Below are 14,944 nucleotides of genomic sequence, written 5' to 3' on the forward strand. Positions count from 1 at the left end.
AGCAGGGCGAGGGGGCAGGGCAGGCAACGTGGTCAGATCGGCCAGGGTTCATCGTGTTCATCGTCCACCCTTGGGGGAGAAGAACTTGCTCACCAGGCGACCGATGAGGTTGAGCAGCATGACGATCAGCAGCAGCGTGAGTGCAGCCGCCCAGGCGCGGTCGGCGGCCGGTCCACCCTGGGCATACTGACGGAATACGTACACCGGCAGGGTCTCGATGCGCCCGTCGAAGGGGTTCCAGTTCATGGCCTGGATGGTGCCGACCGTGACCAGCAGCGGCGCCGTCTCACCGATCACACGGGCGGTGGCGATCATGACACCGGAGGTGATGCCGGCGACGGCGGTGCGCAGCACCACCTTGACGATGGTCAGCCATTTCGGCACCCCGAGGGCGAAGGAAGCCTCCCGCAACTCGTTGGGCACCAGCTTCAGCATCTCCTCCACGCTGCGAATCACGTAGGGAGTCATCAGCACCGCCAGCGCGATACCACCGATGAGAGCCGACTTGTACGCCGGCCCGAAGATCACCAGGAACATCGTGTAGGCGAACAGACCTGCCACGATCGAGGGGATACCGGTCATCACGTCGACCAGCAGTGTGATGCCCCGCTTGACCGGGCCGCTGCCGTACTCCACGAGGTAGATGGCAGTGAAGATGCCCAGTGGTACAGAAATGAGACCCGCGATCCCGGTGACGTAGACGGTGCCGACGATCGCATGTGCCACACCGCCTTCGACCATGGAGCCGAAGATGCCCACCATGTCGGTCGTCAGGAATGTCGGACCGAACCGTTCGACGCCGTCACCGATCACGATCCACAACAGGGAGATGAGCGGGATGACGGCGAGCAGGAAGGCGAAGGTCACCAAGGTGGTGGCGAGCCGGTCGGTGGCCCAGCGGCGCCCCTCGACCACGGTCGAGGTCACGGTGATGGCGACGGCATAGACGATCGCGCTCACGAAGAACATCGAGGCGATCGTGAGCGCACCGAGGGAGGTGAGCACGCCGGCGGTGACCGCCAGCGATACCACCAGGACGGCGTAGGGAGCCCAGGCGGGCAGCCGCCGGTAGGTGCGGGTGGGCACGGGAGGAGCAGCGACGGACATCAGTTGGCTCCCGAGAACTCGGCGCGACGGTTGATGATCCAGCGGGCGATCATGTTCACGCCGAAGGTCACCGCGAACAGAATGAGCCCGGAAGCGATCAGGGCATCGACGGCGATACCGCTGGACTCCGGGAAATGCAGGGCGATGTTCGCCGCGATCGTGTTGTGCTGACCCGCCTGGAGCAGATTGAAGTTGATCGAGTACCCCGGCGAGAGGATGAGCAGGATCGCCATGGTCTCACCGAGCGCCCGGCCGAGGCCGAGCATGGCGGCCGAGATCATCCCGGACCGGCCGAACGGCAGGACGGCCTGGCGGATCATCTCCCAGCGGGTGGATCCGAGCGCGAGCGAGGCCTCTTCGTGCAGCCGCGGGGTCTGCAGGAAGACCTCACGGATCGTGGCGGTGATGATCGGCACGATCATGATCGCCAGCACCAGCCCACCGGTGGTGATGTTCCGGGCCGGTGGCGTGTAGTCGGCGAACAGCGGGATGAAGCCGAGGTTCGAGCTCAGCCAGGCGAAGAGCGGATCCACCAGCGGCATCAGCCAGCTGGCTCCCCAGAGGCCGACGATCACCGAGGGGATCGCGGCAAGCAGATCGATGATGTAGCCGAGCAGTTGCGCGAGCCTTCGGGGGGCATAGTGCGAGATGAAGAGCGCGATCCCGATGCTCAGCGGCATCGCCACCGCGAGGGCGATGATCGAGGCGAGCACGGTACCGAAGAGCAACGGAGCCACCCAGACCCACAGGTTGCCCTCGATGAAGTTGACGTCGGCGAACTCCTCGGCATTGGCCACCAGCGCCGGCCAGGCACGGTAGAGCAGGAAGATCGCCACGGCGGCCAGCGTCACCAGGATCATCACACCACTCGTGGTGGAGATGCCCTTGAAGATGACGTTCCCGAGCCGCCCCGGTGCGCGGTCACCTGTGCCGCGTCGGCTCTGATCCTGCGGGGGCGTGGTGGTTGCCACAGTTCCTCCGTCGTCTACGTAGGGGAGCGTGCCTCAGGCGGATCGGCGGTCACGATCTCGGACCGCCGACCCGCCTGATGCAGGGTACTGCTGGATCAGCCGGCGGAGATGGTCTCGAGCGCGGCGTTCACGCGCTCACGCATTCCGTCGGAGATCGGGGCGGAACCGGCGACGTCCGGCTGGGCGGCGCGGTTCTGACCCTCTTCGCTGGCCACGTAGGTCAGGTAGCCCTGAACGAGGGAGGCGTGCTCCTCGTTGTCGTAGCTGCCGCAGGCGAGGGAGTAGGAGATCAGCACGATCGGGTACGCGCCCGACTCCTGCGTGTCGCGGGCCAGGTCGATCGTCAGGATCGTGTCGGTCGCGTCCGCACCCGGCTCCGAGACGTCCACCACGTGGGCGGCAGCCTCCGGGGAGAACGGCACGAACTCCTCGCCCACACCGACGGCCACACTGCCCAGCTCACCGACACGGGAGGCGTCGACGTAGGCGATGGTGCCCTCGGCTGCTTCGACCACACCGAGCACACCGGAGGTCTGCGCACCGGACTGGGTACCCTCGATCGGCCAGAGGCCGGACGGCTCGTGGGTCCAGACCTCGGGCGCGGCAGCAGCGAGGTACTCGGTGAAGTTCTCGGTGGTGCCGGAGTCGTCCGAGCGGTTGACCGGCACGATCTCCAGGTCGGGCAGCTCGATGTCGGGGTTGGCCTCGACGATCGCCGGGTCGTTCCAGTTGGTGATCTCGCCTGCGAAGATGTTGGCGATGGTGTCCGGGCCGAGGTTGATGTTGGTGTCGTTGAGGTCCGGGATGTTGTACACCACGGCAATCGGGCTGATGTACAGCGGGGCCTCGATCACGGTGCCACCGCAACGCTCCTGCGCGGCGGCGAGCTCCTCACCGTCCAGGGCGGCGTCGGAACCGGCGAACTGCACGGTGCCGTTGATGAACTGCTCCCGGCCGGTACCCGAACCGGTGGGGTCGTAGGTGACCGTGGCACCCGGGTTGGCCTCCATGAAGCCGGCCAGCCAGCCCTGCACCGCGTTCTCCTGGGAGCTGGCGCCCGAGCCGGCGATGGTGCCGGACAGCTCGGCACCCATGTCCTCGCCGCCGGTCTCTTCGCTGCTGCCGGTGTCGCCGCTGTCGGTGGTGTCGTCAGCGGAAGAGTCGCTGCCGCAGGCAGCGAGCGTGAGCGCGAGTGCGCTGATCGCGGTGATGCCGGCCATCCGGCGGCCAGTTGCAAGCTTCACGTTGAATCCCGTTCTAGTCGAGGTCTGAGGGATGCGGCCGGAACACAGACCGGCGCAACCAGACCCGACGCTAGGGACACCGAGTGACGGCACGTTCGGGATCAGGTGAACATCAGGTGAACGACCGCCGACAGTGTCGTAATCCCGGCCACAGTGCGGTCGGTCAGCTGGGCGGGCGGTACGTCTCGACGGCCACGACCCGGGCGCGGCGCTGCTCCCGGCGGGCCATGTGCACCACCAGCATCTCGCCGGTGCGCAGGTACGGGTTCACCTGCGGCAGCCGCTTGCTCACCCGGTGCGGACTGCGCGCCCGGACGGCTTCCAGCACGAACGGCAGCACCGGGCGGTGGGTGCACACCACCGTGGCCTCCCGCGGGCTGCCGAGCAGGTCGCTGACGAGGGACCGCGCACCGGCGGGCCGGTCCTTGACGGCCGCCTCGGTCAGCTGCGGAGCGGACATCACGGCCGTGTCGCAGGCGTCGGAGTAGGGGGTCATGGTGGCCCGGCACCGCAGCCACGGTGAGGAGATCACCTCGTGCACCCCGTACGCGGCCAGCACCGGCACGAGCGCCCTCGCCTGCACCTGCCCCACCGGAGTCAGCGGGCGGGTCTCCTCGCCGCCCGGCCAGGCCGAGCGCTTCCGGGCGCGTCCGTGGCGCACCACGATCAGGGTCCAGGTGCGCAGCAGCCCGTCGTCCCACAGGTCGATCAGCGCACCGAGCGGCTCGACGTCGTCGGCCCGGGTGAGCATCTTGCGCGCCTTGCGGGCCTCCACCCATCGAGCCTCGTCCACCTCATGTTTGGGCGCGGGCTTGATCTTCTCGCGAGCATTGAGCGCCGGCACGTCCACGCCGTCGACATCGGCCGGGGTCGCGGCCCAGTAGTGGCACACCTTCTGCTGACCGCTCGCGAGCCGGTAGTTGACGGTCGGCAGCGGTAGACCCAGTACCACCGGGATCCCGGTCTCCTCCTGCACCTCCCGTACGGCGCACATCGGAAGGCTCTCCATCGCGGAGTCGAGCTTGCCCTTCGGCCAGGACCAGTCGTCGTAGCGGGGGCGGTGGATCAGCAGCACTTCGAGACGCCGGCCCACCACCCGCCAGACCAGCGCCCCGGCCGCGTGCACGCGGTCAGAACCCACGAGTCAGCTGTCCGCGCTGCGCCGGCGATGGACGGACATGAGGTGTTCCTGCAGGTCCGTCAGGGGGCGGCCGTCCTCACCGAGGTGGTGCCTGGTCCAGATCGGTTCACCGTCCTCGGCCGTGCTCAGGTGCCAGGAGGTCGTCGTATCGGCCACCGAGGTGTCGATCAGGCCGACCAGGTCGGCGATCTGATCGTGGTCGGTCACCCGCACGAGCACCTCCACCCGGCGGTCGAGGTTGCGGTGCATCAGGTCGGCCGATCCGAAGAACACCTCCGGCTCACCGCCGTTCGCGAAGGCGTACACGCGGGAATGCTCGAGGAACCGGCCGAGGATGGAACGAACCCGGATGTTCTCGCTCAAACCCGGCACGCCCGCCTTGATCGCGCAGATCCCACGCACCACCACATCGACCGGCACTCCGGCCTGGGAGGCCCGGTACAGGGCGTCGATGGTCTGCTCGTCGACCACCGAGTTGACCTTGAACTTCACCCAGGCGGGCTTACCCGCCCGCGCGTTCGCGATCTCCTTCTCCACCCGCTCGACCAGGCCGCGCCGGATCCCCCGCGGTGCCACCAGCAACCGGTGGAACCGGCTCTTCGGCGCATAGCCGGAGAGCTGGTTGAACAACCGCGTCAAGTCCTGGCCCACTTCCGGGTTGCAGGTGAGCAACCCGTGGTCCTCGTACAGGCGCGCGGTCTTGGGGTGGTAGTTGCCGGTACCGACGTGGCAGTAGCGACGCAGGCCATCGGCCTCCTGACGCACGACGAGGGAGAGCTTGCAGTGGGTCTTCAGCCCGACGATCCCGTAGACCACGTGGACACCCGCCTGCTCCAGCTTGCGGGCCCAGGAGATGTTCGCCTCCTCGTCGAAGCGAGCCTTGATCTCCACGATCGCGAGCACCTGCTTGCCCGCCTCCGCGGCATCGATGAGGGAGTCCACGATCGGGGAGTCGCCGGAGGTGCGGTAGAGGGTCTGCTTGATCGCCAGCACCTTCGGGTCGGCCGCAGCCTGGGCGACGAACTGCTGCACACTCGTGGAGAACGAGTCGTAGGGGTGGTGGAGCAGGATGTCCCGGCCCCGGATCGCCTGGAAGATGTCGGTGGGTGTGGCGCTCTCCACCTCGGCCAGCCCGCGTGGGGTGATGGCCACGTGCTTGGGATAGTGCAGCTCGGGTCGGTCCAGGTCGGCCACCAGGTTGAGCCCGGTGAGATCCAGCGGCATCGGCAGCTCGTACACGTCCGGCTCGGAGATATCGAGCTCGCGGATCAGCATCTCGCGCAGCCGCGGGGTGAACCCGGTCGCCAGCTCGAGCCGCACGGGCGGACCGAACCGCCGCCGCAGCAGCTCCTTCTCCAGAGCCTGCAGGAGATTCTCGGCGTCGTCCTCCTCCACCTCCAGGTCCTCGTTGCGGGTCACCCGGAACACATGGTGCTCGACCACCTCCATCCCCGGGAACAGGTAGTAGAGGAAGGAGGAGATGATGTCCTCGATCGGGACGAACGACCGGTACCCGTCGTCGTCGGGAGCATCCTCGGGGCGGTGCGGACGGCCACGAGCGTCGACGGCGATGAACCGCGGCAACAGCGGCGGCACCTTCACCCGAGCGAAGTTCTCCTTACCGGTGGTGGGATTGCGCACCACGACGGCGAGGTTGAGCGAGAGGCCGGAGATGTAGGGGAACGGGTGCGCCGGGTCCACCGCGAGCGGGGTGAGCACCGGGAAGATCATCTTCCGGAAGTACTTGTGCAGCCGGTCCCGCTCGCTCTCGTGCAGGTGGTCGAAGTGCACGAGCGTGATGCCCTCGGCCGCGAGGGCCGGTTGCACCTTCTCGGAGAACACGGCCGCGTGCCGGGCGGTGAGCTCGTGCGTCTTTGCCGAGATCAGGTCCAGCACCTGCCGGGGCAGCAGCCCGGATGCGGCCTGGACGGCCATCCCGGTGGCGATACGACGCTTGAGGCCGGCCACCCGCACCATGAAGAACTCGTCCAGATTGGAGGCGAAGATCGCCAGGAACCGCACGCGCTCGAGCAGCGGGAGGCGAGTGTCCTCGGCGAGCTCGAGCACTCGCTCGTTGAACTGCAGCCAGCTCAGCTCCCGGTCGGCGAAGCGGTCAGCCGGCAGCTCCACGGGTTCGTCCTCGCGCTGCTCGACGGGCTCGTTGACCGGTGCTTGCACCACCGTGTTTCCCTCCTGCCGCGGCGCGGTCGCGCCATCGACCGCACGCGCGATCACCGACGGCGATAGCGAGGACATCCGGTGAGCGTTCACGCCCTGGGGCGACCTGAAGAAGGACTGCCCCGCGGGCCGAGTCCCACTCGCTCCGTCCACCGATCCGGCATGCTCGCTCATGGGCCATATCGTGTCACCTGGAGCGCCTGGCTGGAAACTCCCGCCATCGGCGCACACACGGACGCAGTCACGGCCGCGCGTACTGCACGTCGGCGCGAGCGCGGGTGAATCCCGCTCGGCGATAGGTCCGGATCGCAGGCGTGTTCTCACCCTCGACGTACAGCTCGATCCGCGCGAGATCCCGCGCTGCGAAGGCAGCCATCGCGTGCGCAGTCAACAGGGTCCCGACGCCGCGGCCCTGCGCCTGGGGGTGCACGCCGAGGGCGTAGATTTCCCCGACGGCGTGCCCGGAATTTCCCTCGATCTTCACCCACAGGCTGCCGAGAAGTTCCCCAGTGTTCACGTCCTCAGCGAGGAAGAAGACTTCCGGGTCGAACCACGGTTGTCCCTCGCGCTGCTCCAGATCGGCACGGGTGAGGCGGCCCTGCTCGGGGTGGTGGGCGAACGCCAGGGCATTGAGCTCGACCCAGGCATCCTCGTCCCGGCCCACGGTGAACGTCCGCACGCGCAGCCCCTCGCTCGCCGCGGGTTCGTCCGGGTCGGTGGGCGGCTCGGCTGTCATCACCCACAGGTCACGCACCCGGCGCAGTTCGCGCGAGCGGGCCAGCGCCTGCGCGGCCGGGAGGTCACCGTGGGCCCACACCTGCCTGCCCTCGGTGAGAGCCGCGTCCAGCAGCGCCCCGCCGATGCCGCGCTGGCGCCGCTGCGGCGCGACCACCAGCTCGACCGAGCCCCCGTCCACCTGGGCGTAGGCATCCATCCCCGACGGCGACTCCACCAGCAGGTGCTTCACTCCCCTGCCGCCGGGCTGCTCGGGCAGGTCGAGGTTGAGCAGTGTCTGCTCCGAGAGCGCCTCGATCCCGTCGGCCTGCTCGGCCGCCTGGGCGAGCACGCGGACAGCCTGCTGCTGCGCGGGGGTGAGGGACGCCGTCGTGATCGGCTGGATCGGTTGATGTGGCACGGCGTCAGTCCAACTTCCCGGCGCGCCACAGCGACGCAGCCTGCTCGAGGTCTTCGGCCGTCTCCAGCAGGGAGCCAGCGCGGCGTGTCAGCTCGGTGGCGCGTGCGTCGTCGGAGAGCTCAACCCAGTCCGCATCCATCGCCGATCCGGCGGCGAGCACCCGCAGGAAGGCCCCGGCGCGGTCGAGAGCGACGGCCAGGTCACCGCGGAATACCCCGTGCAGCACTGCATCGGCGACCGACTGGATCTCCTCCGGCCCCGTGGGTCCGGCGACCCCGGCGACCACGCCGGCGACCTCTGCCTGGTGCAGTCCCAGGTGGTACCGGTCGGCGATGGTGCGCGGATCGCGCCTGGTCCACTCCCGCAGCAGGTACAGCCGCCACAACGCCCCGGGCAACGTGTCGGCCGGGCTGCGCGACCACAGCTGCACCAGCAGGTCCAGCCCCTCGGTGTCGACCAGCTCCACGAGCCGGCGCACCATGGCCGCGTCCGCTTCCGGACTCGCGGCCGGCTCGGTGGCGCGGGCCCCATGCACCAGGGCCAGGGCCGTGGTGTGCGCCAATTCGTTGCGTTCGGCCGGGTCCGGTTCACCGAGGATGGTCTCGGCCGCCTCCGGCGAGAGCATCGCGGGACGGCGGAAGGTGGGTCTGGTCAACACCTCTCCTTGGTCTGGGGTCGGCTCTCGGCGCCTCTCGTCAGCCGAAGTTCTGACCCTCACCACGATACGTCGGCACCGTCTCAATCACACGGTCGGCCCGCACCAGGTGGATGTGGTCGAACCGCTCCATCAGCTCGCCGGCCTTCGCGTGACGCATCCACACGCGGGCCCCGACCGCCGGGCCGGTGCGCCGCGGCGGGTAGCGAAGCGGGGTCTGCACCTCCCCCGCTCCTTCGGAGGCGAGCAGGCGCGAACCGTCCACCGGCCGTGGGAGCCGGTCAGTGCCGGGAGGGCCGGAGGCGATGTATCCGCCGCCGAAGACGGTGGCCAGGCGCGGGGTGGGGCGGCGCACCACATCCAGGCCGAAGAAGGCGGCCGGGCGGGAGGTGAAGGCGTCGTAGCGGTCGAACAGCGTCGGGCACAGCAGCCCTGACCCCGCGGTCAACTCGGTGATGGTGGGGTCCGTGGCAGTCTGCTGCAGCGATCCTGTGCCGCCGCCGTTGACGAGGACATCCCGCCCGAGGTGCTCTTCGAGTGCGGCCACCACGGCTGGCCGGCGGCGGGAGAGATCACGCAGCGACAGGCCCTTCATCAGCTGCACCAGTGGGCTGCGTGCCCCGCGCGGGCCCGCGTCGGGGACCCCGGCGACCTGTGCCTCGTAGAACATCACGCCCCGCACCCGCAGCCGCCCGGTGCGTTCGGTGGCACGTGCGAGCCGCACCACCTCCTCCGGGTGCCGAAGGCCAGAGCGGCGTACGCCCAGGTGCGCACTGAGCGCTCCCACGCCCAGACGCAGGGAGGCGTCGACGTCGATGCACACCTGGATCGGTGGGCCTCCCGCCACGCCGGAGCGCATGAAGGCCCGTTCGAGCAGCGCCACGTGCGAGACGTCATCGATCATCACCGTGATGGCCCGGCGCGCGTCGGGATCGGCGGCCAGGCGGGCCAGAGCGGGCCGATCCACCGTGGGGTAGCCGACCAGGACGTCTTCGACGCCGTGCTCGGCCAGCCACAGCGCCTCCGCCAGCGAGTAGGCCATGACGGAACGGAAGCCCGCCACGAGTGCGCGATCGAGGAGCGCGCGCACACGCACCGACTTCGAGGCGAGCCGCAGCGGCAGGCCACCGGCCCGTGCGAGCAGGTCGGCGGCATTGGCCTCGAACGCGTCCAGATCGACCACGGCCAGCGGTCCGGCCAGTCCCCGCACGGCGCGTCCCCACGGCGCCGACCGCCTACCGGCGCGCCCCTGCGCGACCGGTGACACCCTCTGGTACCCCGCCTCGGGCACCCCCTGCGACGTTCTCACCTGGCCATTGTCGCTCATCCTCCTCCGGGTCCACGATGCGGACGTTCCGGGGTCGCTCTCCTGAGAGCAAGCACGCCGAACTACCGTCGACACCATGTTCCGGCACCTGGCGTCCCCGCACTCCACCGTCGTGGTGAGCGGGTCACGAATGCCCGGCTGCCGGTGTCGGTGCCACTGACGCCCCGCACCTGCCGCCTATCGGCGCTGCACCGCCCCAGACCGAACCAGACCGGCCCGATTCACACCGGCCCGCCGAGGAGCACTCATGACCGGCCAGACCACCGAAGCCGCCCCGGCCGACCCCGCGACCAGCACGACCAGCACGGGTTCCGCCGCGAGCACGCGCACCGCCCGTCCAGCCCGGCCGAAGCGACCCAACGGCCAGTGGAAAGTCGACGGCACCGAGCCGCTCAACCACAACGAGGCGTTCAAGCAGGAGGACAACGGCCTCAATGTCCGCGAGCGCATTGAGCAGGTGTACGCCAAGGAGGGATTCGACTCGATCCCCGGCGATGACCTGCACGGACGGTTCCGCTGGTGGGGGCTGTATACCCAGCGCAAGCCCGGTATCGACGGCGGCCGCACCGCCACCCTCGAACCGCACGAGCTCGAGGACAAGTACTTCATGCTGCGGGTGCGCATCGACGGTGGCGCCCTCACCACCGAGCAGCTGCGCGTGATCGCCGGGATCTCCACCGAGCTGGCACGCGACTCCGCCGACATCACCGATCGGCAGAACATCCAGTTGCACTGGGTGCAGGTGGAGGACGTGCCGGAGATCTGGCGCCGTCTGGAAGCCGTGGGGCTGGGTACGACCGAGGCGTGCGGCGACGTGCCGCGCGTGGTTCTCGGCAGCCCGGTCGCAGGCATCGCGGCGGACGAGATCCTCGACCCGAGTCCCGCGATCGAGGAGATCAACCGGCGCTATCTCGGAGTGCCCGAGCTGGCCAACCTCCCCCGCAAGTTCAAGACGGCCGTCACCGGTCACCCCGGTCAGGACGTGGTGCACGAGATCAATGACGTCGCCTTCGTCGGCCTCGAGCACCCCGAGCTGGGCGCCGGCTTCGACGTCTGGGTCGGCGGCGGCTTGTCCGCCAACCCGCGCCTGGGAGAGCGGCTCGGTGCCTTCGCCACCGAGGAGCAGGTGCCGGACGTGTGGCACGGGGTGGCGCAGATCTTCCGCGACTACGGCTACCGGCGGCTGCGCAACAAAGCCCGCCTGAAGTTCCTGCTTGCCGACTGGGGCCCGGAGAAGTTCCGCCAGGTGCTGCAGGAGGAGTACCTGGGCTACGAGCTGCCCGACGGTCCGCCCGCTCCGCAACCACGTGTACCCGGCGACCACGTCGGGGTGCACGCGCAGAAGGACGGCAGGTACTACGTCGGGGCCGCTCCGTACGTGGGCCGGGTCAGCGGTCAGGTGCTGAACGCCGTCGCCGAACTCGCCGAGTCGGTGGGCTCGCAGCGGATCCGGCTGACCCCGCACCAGAAGCTCTTGGTGCTGGACGTGCCCGAGGCCGCCGTCGAGCAGGTGACCGAGGGCCTGCGGGCGCTGGGCCTGGAGGCCGACCCGAGCCCGTTCCGGCGCAGCACCATCGCCTGCACCGGCATCGAGTACTGCAAGCTCGCGATCGTCGAGACCAAGCAGACTGCCACCGACACGATCGACGAGCTGGAGCGGCGGCTCGCCGACGTCCCGGATCTGCGGCCGCTGACGCTGCACCTGAACGGATGCCCGAACTCCTGCGCCCGGATCCAGACCGCCGATATCGGCCTCAAGGGCCAGCTGGTGATGAACGACGACGGCGAACAGGTGCCGGGTTTCCAGGTGCACCTGGGCGGGGGGCTGGCCTCCGAGACCCGGGATGAGGCAGGGCTGGGACGCACGGTCCGCGGGCTGAAGGTCACCGCCGACGATCTGCCCGAGTATGTGGAACGGGTCACCCGGCGCTATCTGGACGAGACCGATGGAGCCGACAAGGCGGGCCCTGCGCGTGAGTCGTTCGCGTCCTGGGCGCACCGGGCCGATGAGGAGGCGCTGAAGTGAGTATCGGCGAAGCGAGCCCCCTGGCCACGCTGCGGCGTGCTGCCCAGGAGCGTCAGCAGGTGCGCGCCACGGCGCGTGCCGCCCATCAGGAACGACGAGCTGCCGCCCGGCCGAAGCGGTCGGCGGCCGAGTTGCAGGAGGTGGCTGCCCGTGGTCAGGCACTACTGGGTGGTAGCGGGATCGGTGCCGCCGACGAGGCGAGCCCAGCGCAGGTGGCAGCCTGGGCTGCGCAGGAGTTCGGCGTGCACCTGGCGGTGGCATGCTCGATGGCCGACGCGGCGCTGCCACATCTGATCTCCCAGCACGCCCCCTGGGTGGATGTGCTCTTCCTCGACACCGGGTACCACTTCGCCGAGACCCTCGGCACCCGGAACCGGGTGGAGCTGGAGATGGACGTGACCGTGGTGGACGTCCGGCCCGAACTGACCGTGGCCGAGCAGGACGCGGCCCACGGCAAGGACCTGTTCGCCCGCGACGCCGCCGCATGCTGCGCGATGCGCAAAGTCGAGCCGCTGCACCGCACGCTCGGCACCTACGAGGCGTGGGTGACCGGGGTGCGCCGCGAGGAGGCACCGACCCGCGCGAACACCCCGTTGGTGACCTGGGACGAGAAGAACGGCCTGGTGAAGATCAACCCGGTGGCCGCCTGGACCGACGCCGACCTCACGGGCTACGCCGAGGAGCACGGCGTGATCGTCAATCCCCTGCTGAATGACGGGTATCCCTCGATCGGGTGCGCCCCGTGCACAGCACGCGTCGCTCCCGGAGCCGACCCCCGATCCGGCCGTTGGGCCGGGCTGGACAAGACCGAATGCGGACTGCACACATGAGCATTGACGTGACGACTCCCCCGACCACCGATACGACCCCGGCTGGCCTCACCGACGCCCCGCACCAGTACCGGCTCACCCGCGCCGAGGCGCTGGAGAGCGAGAGCATCCACCTGATCCGGGAGGTCGTGGCCGAGTTCGAGCGCCCGGTGCTGCTGTTCTCCGGCGGCAAGGACTCGGTGGTGATGCTGCACCTGGCGGCCAAGGCGTTCTGGCCCGCGAAGGTGCCCTTCGGCGTGCTGCACGTGGACACCGGGCACAACTTCCCGGAGGTGCTGAACTATCGGGACCGAACCGTCGAACAACTAGGTGTGCACCTGCACGTGGCACGCGTGCAGGACTACATCGACGACGGCCGCCTCCGCGAACGCCCGGACGGCACCCGCAACCCGCTGCAGACCCTCCCGCTGCTGGATGCGATCACCGGGAACAAGTTCGACGCCGTCTTCGGGGGCGGACGCCGGGACGAGGAGAAGGCACGCGCCAAGGAGCGGGTGATCTCGCTGCGGGACGAGTTCGGGCAGTGGGATCCACGCAACCAGCGGCCCGAGCTGTGGAATCTGTACAACGGCCGGCACCGCCCGGGCGAGCACGTGCGTGCCTTCCCCCTGTCCAATTGGACCGAGTTGGACGTGTGGAGCTACATCGCGGCTGAGGGCATCGAACTGCCGCACCTGTACTACGCGCACGAGCGGGAGGTCTTCGACCGGGACGGGATGCTGCTCGCCGTCGGTGAGCACGCTCGCCCCCGCACCGACGCCGAGCTGGCGAGTGTGCGGACCGAGCAGGTGCGCTATCGCACCATCGGCGACATGAGTTGCACCGGGGCTGTGCTCTCCGATGCGAGCGATCCGGCCGCCGTCGTGGACGAAGTGGCCGCCACGCGCATCACCGAACGAGGCGCCACTCGCGCCGACGACAGGCTCTCCGAGGCCGCCATGGAGGACCGCAAGAAGGAGGGCTACTTCTGATGGGCACGCTCACTCACGCCACGGCCGATCCCACGGCGGTCGACCCGACGATCGCCGACCCCAGCGCCGTCGACCCGACGGCACCGGGCACGCTGCTGCGGCTTGCCACGGCAGGCTCCGTCGACGACGGCAAGTCCACGCTCGTGGGCCGGCTGCTGTACGACTCCAAATCGGTCCTGGCCGACCAGTGGGACGCGATCGAGCGCGTCTCCGCCGGTCGCGGGCAAGAGTCGGCGGACCTGGCGCTGCTCACCGACGGCCTGCGCGCCGAGCGGGAGCAGGGCATCACCATCGATGTGGCCTACCGCTATTTCGCCACTCAGACCCGCTCGTTCATCCTGGCCGACTGCCCCGGGCACGTGCAGTACACCCGCAACACCGTCACCGGCGCCTCCACCGCGGACGCGGTGGTGCTGCTGGTGGACGCCCGCAAGGGGCTGCTGGAACAGACCAGGCGGCACCTCGCCGTCGTGGGCCTGCTGCGGGTGCCGCATGTGGTGGTCGCGGTGAACAAGATCGACCTCGTGGACTACTCGCGCGACCGCTTCACCGAGCTCGCCGAGGAGATCCGCGCCGCGGCCGTCTCGCTCGGAGTGCCGCACGTGCACCCGATCCCGGTCTCGGCGCTGGTGGGCGACAACGTCGTCACCCGGGCCGAGCAGACGATGCCCTGGTATGAGGGGCCGAGCCTGCTGGAGCTGCTGGAGTCTCTCCCGGTGGCCGACGATCCGGCCGGCGAGGCGTTCCGGATGCCGGTGCAGTCGGTGCTGCGCCCGCAGGGTGCGGCAGTGTCAGCCGAGTACGCCGAGTACCGCGGCTACGCCGGGCAGGTCGCGGCCGGGGTGGTGCGCGTCGGGGATCCGGTGGTCATCCTCCCCAGCGGCCTGCGCACCACCGTCGAGGGCATCGACACCCCCGACGGGGAGCTGGTGGAGGCATTCGCCCCGCAGTCGGTGGTCGTGCGCCTCAGCGATGACATCGACGTGGCCCGCGGGGACTTGATCGCCGCGGCGACCGACGCCCCGGTGCCGGTGAAGGACCTCACCGGCACCGTCAGCTGGCTCAGCGACCAGCCACTGCGCCCCGGCGCCCGGGTGCTGCTCAAGCACACCACCCGCACGGTGCGGGCGATCGTGGCCGAGGTGACTGGGCGGCTCGATCTGGACAGCGGCCAGACCAGCCCGGCCGACCTGCTCGAGCTCAACGACATCGGCACGGTCCGGGTGCGCCTGGCCGAGCCGATCGTGGCCGAGGACTACGCCACCTCCCGCCGCACCGGCGCGTTCCTGCTGATCGACGCCCACGACGGCAACACCCTCGCGGCGGGGATGACCGGCACTCCCTGAACACAACTGACGG

12 protein-coding genes are annotated in these 14,944 nt (G+C 69.6%); 4 read left to right on the plus strand and 8 right to left on the minus strand.

All coding sequences use genetic code 11. The features are described 5' to 3' along the window. Nucleotides 1-57: 57 nt before the first annotated feature. From pstA to IM660_RS16370, 8 genes are all read right to left on the minus strand, one after another. Nucleotides 58-1,107: a phosphate ABC transporter permease PstA gene (gene pstA / locus IM660_RS16335; RefSeq protein ID WP_193496859.1), complete on the minus strand. Its 1,050-nt coding sequence runs from the start codon at nucleotides 1,105-1,107 to the stop codon at nucleotides 58-60. Next, on the minus strand, nucleotides 1,107-2,078 hold the full coding sequence (pstC, locus tag IM660_RS16340) for a phosphate ABC transporter permease subunit PstC (protein WP_246464999.1): 972 nt from the start codon (nucleotides 2,076-2,078) through the stop codon (nucleotides 1,107-1,109). The genes pstA and pstC overlap by 1 nt, the downstream gene beginning before the upstream one ends. 95 nt (nucleotides 2,079-2,173) lie before the next feature. Next, nucleotides 2,174-3,322, minus strand: coding sequence for a phosphate ABC transporter substrate-binding protein PstS (gene pstS, locus IM660_RS16345; RefSeq protein ID WP_246465000.1), 1,149 nt, complete (start codon nucleotides 3,320-3,322; stop codon nucleotides 2,174-2,176). Nucleotides 3,323-3,485: 163 nt separating this feature from the next. Next, the gene (locus IM660_RS16350) at nucleotides 3,486-4,463 is read right to left on the minus strand and encodes an NUDIX hydrolase (protein ID WP_210769002.1); all 978 of its coding nucleotides are present in this window, start codon (nucleotides 4,461-4,463) and stop codon (nucleotides 3,486-3,488) included. Between the two features lie 3 nt (nucleotides 4,464-4,466). After that, on the minus strand, nucleotides 4,467-6,719 hold the full coding sequence (locus tag IM660_RS16355) for an RNA degradosome polyphosphate kinase (protein WP_193499475.1): 2,253 nt from the start codon (nucleotides 6,717-6,719) through the stop codon (nucleotides 4,467-4,469). A gap of 163 nt (nucleotides 6,720-6,882) precedes the next feature. Beyond that, nucleotides 6,883-7,776 carry a mycothiol synthase gene (gene mshD, locus IM660_RS16360; RefSeq protein ID WP_246465002.1) on the minus strand — a complete coding sequence of 298 codons (894 nt, stop codon included), beginning with the start codon at nucleotides 7,774-7,776 and terminating at the stop codon, nucleotides 6,883-6,885. 4 nt (nucleotides 7,777-7,780) lie between these two features. Next, nucleotides 7,781-8,434, minus strand: a complete 654-nt coding sequence (locus IM660_RS16365; protein ID WP_343072029.1) for a hypothetical protein — start codon at nucleotides 8,432-8,434, stop codon at nucleotides 7,781-7,783. A gap of 37 nt (nucleotides 8,435-8,471) precedes the next feature. After that, the gene (locus tag IM660_RS16370; RefSeq protein ID WP_343072030.1) at nucleotides 8,472-9,740 is read right to left on the minus strand and encodes an alanine racemase; all 1,269 of its coding nucleotides are present in this window, start codon (nucleotides 9,738-9,740) and stop codon (nucleotides 8,472-8,474) included. Between the two features lie 265 nt (nucleotides 9,741-10,005). On the opposite strand from IM660_RS16370, the gene IM660_RS16375 reads away from it, so the two are divergent. From IM660_RS16375 to IM660_RS16390, 4 genes are read left to right on the plus strand one after another with little or no spacing between them, the layout of a single operon-like run. Continuing rightward, complete coding sequence (locus tag IM660_RS16375; protein WP_193496861.1) at nucleotides 10,006-11,784, plus strand: nitrite/sulfite reductase; 1,779 nt, start codon at nucleotides 10,006-10,008, stop codon at nucleotides 11,782-11,784. A 59-nt stretch (nucleotides 11,785-11,843) separates the two neighbouring features. Next, complete coding sequence (locus tag IM660_RS16380) at nucleotides 11,844-12,614, plus strand: phosphoadenylyl-sulfate reductase (RefSeq protein WP_159621754.1); 771 nt, start codon at nucleotides 11,844-11,846, stop codon at nucleotides 12,612-12,614. Then, nucleotides 12,611-13,585, plus strand: coding sequence for a sulfate adenylyltransferase subunit CysD (gene cysD, locus IM660_RS16385; RefSeq protein ID WP_193496862.1), 975 nt, complete (start codon nucleotides 12,611-12,613; stop codon nucleotides 13,583-13,585). The genes IM660_RS16380 and cysD overlap by 4 nt, the downstream gene beginning before the upstream one ends. Further along, nucleotides 13,585-14,931, plus strand: coding sequence for a sulfate adenylyltransferase subunit 1 (locus tag IM660_RS16390; RefSeq protein WP_193496863.1), 1,347 nt, complete (start codon nucleotides 13,585-13,587; stop codon nucleotides 14,929-14,931). The genes cysD and IM660_RS16390 overlap by 1 nt, the downstream gene beginning before the upstream one ends. Nucleotides 14,932-14,944 lie beyond the last annotated feature (13 nt).

Origin of the sequence: Ruania alkalisoli (assembly GCF_014960965.1) — a bacterium.
In the GTDB taxonomy this organism is placed as follows: domain Bacteria; phylum Actinomycetota; class Actinomycetes; order Actinomycetales; family Beutenbergiaceae; genus Ruania; species Ruania alkalisoli.